We start from the raw sequence: 6,628 nt of genomic DNA, 5'->3' as shown, positions 1-6,628 counted from the left end.
ACCGCTGGTTCAACACCGCCCGGCGGCGGATGGGATACCCCTACTGGTCGCTGTCGCAATGGCTGAAGCGGCGTGTGAAGGAAGCCGTCAAGGCGATCGACCGCTTCGAGGAGTCGCTGGCGCACGAGGCACTGCGCGGCGGCTATGACGGCGTCATCTGCGGCCACATCCATCATGCCGAGATGCGCGACATCGGCGGCGTGACCTACATGAACACCGGAGACTGGGTGGAGTCCTGCACCGCCCTGGTGGAGCATCCCGACGGACGCTTCGAACTGCTGGACTGGTCGAGGCGCAGCCCGCCCGTGCCCCGGCCGGTGGCGCCGGCGGCTGGAACTCCCGTCCCCGCCTTTCCCGTCCCGGCCTTTCCCATCGCTGGGCCGCCCGGCGTAGCGGGCGAAGCCGGCGCGTGACGGGGACCCTGAACGAGGATCCACGGATTGTCTGTTTCGACCCTTCTGCCGCGGATCGCGCGGCTTGCCACCGTCATGCGGAAGCCCGGTTCCGGGGATGCTTCGGACCGCCCTCTCACCCAGGCGTCCGGCGCGTCTGAACCGGGCCGCGGGATCGCCAACGCGAGCCTGTTCCTGAAGCAGTGGGCGAGCAACCCGCTGCGCATGGGCAGCGTGGTGCCGTCCTCCCCGGCCCTGTGCGGGCGGATCGCCCGGCTGACCCGGGTCGACGAGGGGGAGATCGTGGTGGAGCTCGGCGCCGGTACGGGCGTGGTGTCCCGGGCCCTGCTGGCGCAGGGACTGGCGCCGGAGCGGCTCACCGTGGTCGAGATCGAGAGCGAGATGGCCCAGCATCTGCGCCGCAAGCTGCCCGGCGCCTGTGTTGTCACGGGCGATGCCTTCGACCTGCCGCGCCTGATCTCGGAGAACCTGCATGGGCGCGTCGGCACGGTGATCTGCGGGATTCCGCTGGTGCTGTTGCCGCTGGAGCGGCAGCGGCGCTTCGTGCAGGCGGTGGAGGCCGTCGCGCCGGGGCGGGGCTTCCTGCTCTACACCTATTGCATCACGTCGCCCCTGCCCTACCGGCAGCTCGGGCTGAGTGCCAAGCGGGAGGCCTGGACCCCGCTGAACCTGCCCCCCGCCAGCGTCTGGCACTACCGCCCAGCGTGACGTAGGCGGATGGTTCCCGGCGCTTCCGGCTGCCTGGGATTGCCATCAAAGGTTCGTGAAACCGCAACGGGTGCGTCATCCGCCGGGCGCATGAGGCCGCCCGTCAATACGGAGATGCGGTTTGCCTGGGGTCCTGATCAGCGGAGTCACGAAGTCCTTCGGCGGGTCGCCGATCCTGTTCGGCGTTTCGCTGGAGATGGCCAAAGGGGAGTTCATTGCGCTGGTGGGTCCTTCCGGTTGCGGCAAATCGACGTTGATGCGCATCGCCGCGGGGATCGAGCAGCCGGACCAGGGGCGCATCGAGATTGCCGGCCGCGACGTCACGCGGCGCCGCGCAGCCGAGCGAGACGTCGCCATGGTGTTCCAGTCCTACGCCCTCTATCCGCACCTGACCGCCGCGCAGAACATCGCCGTGCCGCTGGCCATGCGGCGGCTGAACGGCTGGCAGCGCGCGCCTTTCCTGGGCCGTTTCCTGCCGGGGACGGCGGCGGTCCGGCAGGGTATCCAGGCGGATGTGCAGAAGGCCGGGCGCGCCCTGGGCCTCGCCGGGCTGCTCGACCGCAAGCCCGGCCAGCTTTCCGGCGGGCAGCGGCAGCGCGTCGCCCTGGCGCGCGCCATGGTGCGGCAGCCGAAGCTCTTCCTGATGGACGAGCCGCTGTCCAACCTCGATGCCTCGCTGCGCGTCCAGACGCGGCGGGAGATCGTGGAGATCCACCGCCGCAGCGGCGCGGCCACGCTCTATGTGACGCATGACCAGTCCGAGGCGCTGACCATGGCCGACCGGGTCGCGGTCATGCTCGGCGGCCGCATCCTGCAGGTGGCCACGCCCGAGGCGATCTACAACGATCCGGCCGATCTGCGCGTCGCCACCTTCATCGGCTCGCCCCGCATCAACACCCTGCCGGCCGAGGCGGACGCGGATGGGGTCGTTCGGGTCGCCGGCCTCGCCATCGGGCTGCGCGCCATGCCGGGGCCGCTGACGCTGGCCGTGCGGCCGGAGGACCTGCACCTCGCCTCCAACGGCCTGCCGGCCCGCGTCGAGGCGATGGAGTTCCTGGGCGAGAGCCTGTTGCTGCATCTGCGCCACCCGGAAAGCGGCTCCGCCCTGGTGCTGCGCCTGCCGCCGGAAGGCCGCTCCGGCATCCCCGGCGACGGGCAGGCCTTCCTGGGCTTCGACGCGGGCAAGGCGCTGCTTTTCGATGCCGCCGGACGACGCTGCCCCTCGGCGGCGCTGGGCGCGGAACTGGCCCATGTCTGAGGCCGTGCTCGCGGCGCCCGCCGTTCGGGCGAGAGGGCATGGCGAAGCCCTCGCCGCCTGGCTGCTGAGCCTGCCGGCGGTGATCGCCTATGTGCTGATGATCCTGCTGCCGACCCTGGCGGCCGTGGCCATGGCCTTCACCGACTACGAGCTCGGTGCCGAGGGGTTCCACTGGGTCGGGCTCGACAACTTCGCCGAGCTCCTTTCGGATCGCGGCTTCGCCCAGTCGGTCCGCAACACCCTGGTCTATGTCGGGCTGACCACGCCGGTTTCCGTTCTGGGCGGGCTGGGGCTGGCCGTGCTGATCGAGTCCGGCCTGCGCGGACGCGCCTTCTTCCGCGCCGTCTTCTTTCTGCCCGTCGTGTCGCTCGCGGTCGCCATGGCGGCGGCCTGGCAGTACCTGCTGCACCCCACCATCGGCCCGCTGAACGCGATGCTGCGCACCGTCGGCCTGCCGGGGCCGGCTTGGCTCTCCTCTTCCGACACGGTGCTGCTTTCCCTGGCCGCGATCGGGAGCTGGGAGAATCTGGGATTCAACATGGTGCTGTTCATGGCGGGGCTGACTGCCATCCCGCGCGAGCTCTACGCCGCCGCCGAGGTGGATGGCGTGCCCTCGGCCTGGGAGCGGTTCCGTCTCGTCACCTGGCCGCTGCTCGGCCCCACCACGCTCTTCGTGCTGACCATCACCATGATCCGGGCCCTGACGCGCTCCTTCGACCTCGTGGCCGTGCTGACGCAGGGCGGGCCGAACAACGCCTCCAACGTGCTGCTCTACAAGCTCTACGAGGAGGGGTTCACCTATTTCCGCCTCGGCTACGCGGCGGCGGTCACGCTGGTCTTCCTGGCCATCGTGCTGACGCTGATGTGGCTGCAGACGCGCTTCCTGGACAGGCAGGTGCATTATGGCTGAGCCGCGCGACACGCCCTTGCTGCGCGACCTGCCGCGCCTCGCTTTGCTGACCGTACTCGGGCTGCTGGTGCTGATGCCCTATATCTGGATGGTGGCCGCCAGCCTGAAGCCGCTGGACGAGATCTTCCGCGACTCCCTTTCGCTGCTGCCGCAGCGGTTCCATGCGGCGGAGAACTACGGCAAGGTCTTCGAGCGCATTCCTGTCTTCCGCTACCTGCTGAACGGCGTGGTGGTCTGCGGCGCCATCCTGTTCTTCCAGCTGCTCTTCGCGGTGCCGGCGGGCTATGCCCTGGCCAAGCTGCGTTTCCCGGGGCGGGAGGTGCTGTTCGGCGCGGTGATGCTCGGGCTGCTGGTGCCGGTGCAGGCGACCGCCCTGCCGATCTACGTGACCCTCGCCTCGCTCGGCTGGCTGAACACCTATGCCGCGCTGGTCGCGCCCTTCACCATCTCGGTCTTCGCGATCTTCCTGTTCCGCCAGTTCTTCCGCTCCCTGCCGGACGACCTGCTGCATGCCGCCCGGCTGGACGGGATGGGCGAGATGGCCATCGTCTGGCGCATCGTCCTGCCCAATGCCTGGCCGGCGGCGACCGCCTTCGCGATCTTCTCGGTGGTGGCGCACTGGAACGACCTGTTCTGGCCCCTGCTGGTGGTCAGCGGGCCGGACCGCGCCACGCCGGCCCTGGGCGTGCTGTTCTTCCGCTCGGTGGATGCCGGCGACGACTACGGCGCGCTGATGGCCACTGCCGTGGTGATGACGGCCCCCCTGGTGATCGCCTTCCTCCTGGCCCAGCGGCGCTTCGTGGAAGGCATCGCCTCCACGGGGCTCAAGGGCTGACCCCGACAAGAACCGTATCCGGAGATACCATCATGAGTTTCGACCTCGGGCGCCGCAAGGCGCTGGCCCTGCCGCTCGCCGCCCTGGCCGCCCCTCTCGCCGCGCCGCGTATCGCCCGCGCCGCGGAGACGGAGATCACCGTCCATTACGCGCAGCCCTTCATCTACAAGGACAGCTACGACGCGATCATGGCCGAGTTCGCGAAGCGCGAGCCGGGGATCAAGGTCAACTTCATCAACACCCCGAACTACGAGGAGGGCGCGCAGCTCCTGCTGCGCCAGGCGGGCACCAACCAGCTCCCCGACCTCAGCTACCAGGGTTTCAACCGGCTGCGCGTCTTCGCCGAGCGCGGCATCGCCCAGGACCTGACGCCGCTGCTGCGGGAGGAAGGCGATCCCGCCAGGGCGGGCTATACGCCGAACATGCTGGCGCTGGGCCAGTTCGGCGGCATCCAGGCAGGGCTGGCCTATGCCGCCTCCAATCCGGTGACCTACTACAACGCCGATCTGGTGCGCCGCGCCGGCGGCGACCCCGGCAACTTCCCCAGGGACTGGAACGGCGTCCTGGAGCTGGCCGGGAAGATCCACCGTCTCGGCGATGGCGTCGAGGGCATGTGGTACACCTGGAACGGCGACGACTGGATGTTCTCCGCCCTGCTCTTCGGCGCCGGCGGCCGCATGCTGACGCCGGATGAGCGCGACGTGGCCTTTGGAGGACCGGAGGGGCTGAACGCGCTGCGCCTGATCGACCGGATGGTGAAGGAGGGCGGCATGCCGAACCTCAGCGCCGCCGCGGCGCGCCAGGCTTTCGCCGCCGGCAAGCTCGGCATGATCTTCCAGACCACGGCGCTGGTGCGGGGCACGGCCGCGTCGGTGGGCGAGAACTTCCCGCTGCGCACCACGGAGATGCCGGTGATCGACGCGCAGAAGGGCCGGCTGCCGACCGGCGGCGCCGCCGGCATGCTGACCGCGAAGGACCCGGCGAAGCGCGCCGCCGCCTGGAAGTTCCTGCGCTTCTCCACCGGCCCCGAGGGGCAGGCGATGATGGTGAAAAACACCGGCTACCTGCCCTGCAACCAGATCGCGATCGACGACCCGCAGTACCTGGCGGGTTTCTACAAGGCGAACCCGCTCTTCGTGCCGGCGGTGCGCCAGATCCCGATCTCCGTCCCCTGGTACGCCTTTCCCGGCAGCAACAGCGTGCGCGTGACCCAGACGATGGTGGACAACATCGCCCGGGTGGTGGAACAGAAGGCGACGCCGGAGCAGGTCCTCCCGGACATGGTGGCCGAGGTGCGCCGCCTGCTGCCGCGGAAGGGCTGAACCCATGGTGTTCCGTCTCGCGCAGATCAGCGACACGCATCTCTCCCCGCGCCACCCTGTCTTCGACCGCAACTTCGCGGCCGTGGCGGAGCGGCTGCGGGCGGATCGGCCGGACCTCGTGATCCATACCGGCGACATCTCCGCCCATGGCGAGTTGGGCGGGGAGGCCGGACAGGCGGAGCTGGAGCACGCCTTCGCCCGGCACCAGGAGATGGGGCTCGACTGGCTGGCCATCCCGGGCAACCACGACGTGGGCAACGACCCGGCCATCGCGGCGCGCGATGGCGCGGATGCGGAGCGTGTCGAGCGCTGGAACGGCATCTTCGGCGCCGACCGCTTCCTGCGGGACGTGCCGGGCTGGCGGCTGATCGGGCTGGACACCCTGATCACCGCGACCGAGATGGCCGGGGAGCAGTTCGCCTTCCTGGAGGATGCCCTGTCGGGGGCCGCGGGGCGCAGCATCGCGATCTTCCTGCACAAGCCGCTTTGCGAGCAGGCGCTGGACGAGGCGGGCCGCAGCTACTGGCATGTGCTGGAGGCGCCACGCCGCCGGATGGTGGAGATGTTCCGGGCGCATCCCCCGGCCTTCGTCGCCTCCGGCCATGTGCACCAGTGGCGCGATCGCGGCCTGTGCGAGGGAATCCGGCAGATCTGGGCCCCTGCGGTCGCCTTCCATGTCGGCGATGCCTGGGCGGACGGAAAGCCCTTTGGCGAGAAGGTGCAGGGCTATGTGATGCATGCCCTGCACCCGGATGGCCGGCACGAGTACGGGCTGGTCCGGCCGGAAGGCCTCCAGCCGCACGATATCGGCCGTATGCCGGACATCTACGGCCAGTTGCAGCCGGCCGGCTGACCCGCCTGCTCCTTGGCTGCCTGGTTGTGGGACGGCCTTGGCGTCCTCAGCGACTGGGCATGCCCGGGCGAGTTTGCGGCGGGGAGCTGGCTGAGCCCCTCGTCTGTCCGGGTCGTTGGATCAAGGCCTCATCAGGCGGCGCGGGCAAGTATCGCGGCGGCTGTGGCTTCCAATCTCTTCGCATGGTCTGGAATGCCAAGGACTGAACCGTGTTCTTCATGGGCAATGGACACATTACTAAACCGGCCATCAAATAGGTATCATTTTTCGGGCTTTCTGCGATGCTGCGGGCATGGTGCTCTGTCGGGACTTCCGCACGCTTGATCCGG

7 protein-coding genes are annotated in these 6,628 nt (G+C 69.5%); all 7 read left to right on the top strand.

What is annotated here, in order from left to right; all coding sequences use genetic code 11:
- The coding region (locus BT98_RS28655; protein WP_456307564.1) for a UDP-2,3-diacylglucosamine diphosphatase at positions 1–413 on the top strand (413 nt) is incomplete at its 5' end.
- A gap of 27 nt (positions 414–440) precedes the next feature.
- Positions 441–1,121, top strand: coding sequence for a class I SAM-dependent methyltransferase (locus BT98_RS0113325; protein ID WP_019463327.1), 681 nt, complete (start codon positions 441–443; stop codon positions 1,119–1,121).
- Positions 1,122–1,242: 121 nt separating this feature from the next.
- Entirely contained in the window at positions 1,243–2,379 is a 1,137-nt protein-coding gene (locus tag BT98_RS0113320) for an ABC transporter ATP-binding protein (RefSeq protein ID WP_019463328.1), read from the top strand.
- Positions 2,372–3,289, top strand: coding sequence for a carbohydrate ABC transporter permease (locus BT98_RS0113315; RefSeq protein ID WP_019463329.1), 918 nt, complete (start codon positions 2,372–2,374; stop codon positions 3,287–3,289). The genes BT98_RS0113320 and BT98_RS0113315 overlap by 8 nt, the downstream gene beginning before the upstream one ends.
- A complete protein-coding gene (locus BT98_RS0113310) occupies positions 3,282–4,124 on the top strand; it encodes a carbohydrate ABC transporter permease (protein ID WP_019463330.1) in 843 nt (280 codons plus the stop codon). The genes BT98_RS0113315 and BT98_RS0113310 overlap by 8 nt, the downstream gene beginning before the upstream one ends.
- Positions 4,125–4,156: 32 nt before the next feature.
- Entirely contained in the window at positions 4,157–5,446 is a 1,290-nt protein-coding gene (locus BT98_RS0113305; protein ID WP_019463331.1) for an ABC transporter substrate-binding protein, read from the top strand.
- A 4-nt stretch (positions 5,447–5,450) separates the two neighbouring features.
- A complete protein-coding gene (locus BT98_RS0113300) occupies positions 5,451–6,299 on the top strand; it encodes a metallophosphoesterase family protein (RefSeq protein ID WP_019463332.1) in 849 nt (282 codons plus the stop codon).
- The last annotated feature ends 329 nt before the right edge of the window (positions 6,300–6,628 follow it).

The organism is Roseomonas mucosa ATCC BAA-692 (genome assembly GCF_000622225.1).
GTDB lineage: Bacteria > Pseudomonadota > Alphaproteobacteria > Acetobacterales > Acetobacteraceae > Roseomonas > Roseomonas mucosa.
Note: the sequence above shows the minus strand (reverse complement) of the source record. Positions and strands in the feature narration are given on the sequence as shown.

Bases quoted from the DNA above. Each gene is read 5' to 3' on its own strand.
- BT98_RS0113305 (WP_019463331.1), top strand. From the start codon at position 4,157: ATGAGTTTCGACCTCGGGCGCCGCAAGGCGCTGGCCCTGCCGCTCGCC.
- BT98_RS0113315 (WP_019463329.1), top strand. From the start codon at position 2,372: ATGTCTGAGGCCGTGCTCGCGGCGCCCGCCGTTCGGGCGAGAGGGCAT.
- BT98_RS0113310 (WP_019463330.1), top strand. From the start codon at position 3,282: ATGGCTGAGCCGCGCGACACGCCCTTGCTGCGCGACCTGCCGCGCCTC.
- BT98_RS0113300 (WP_019463332.1), top strand. From the start codon at position 5,451: ATGGTGTTCCGTCTCGCGCAGATCAGCGACACGCATCTCTCCCCGCGC.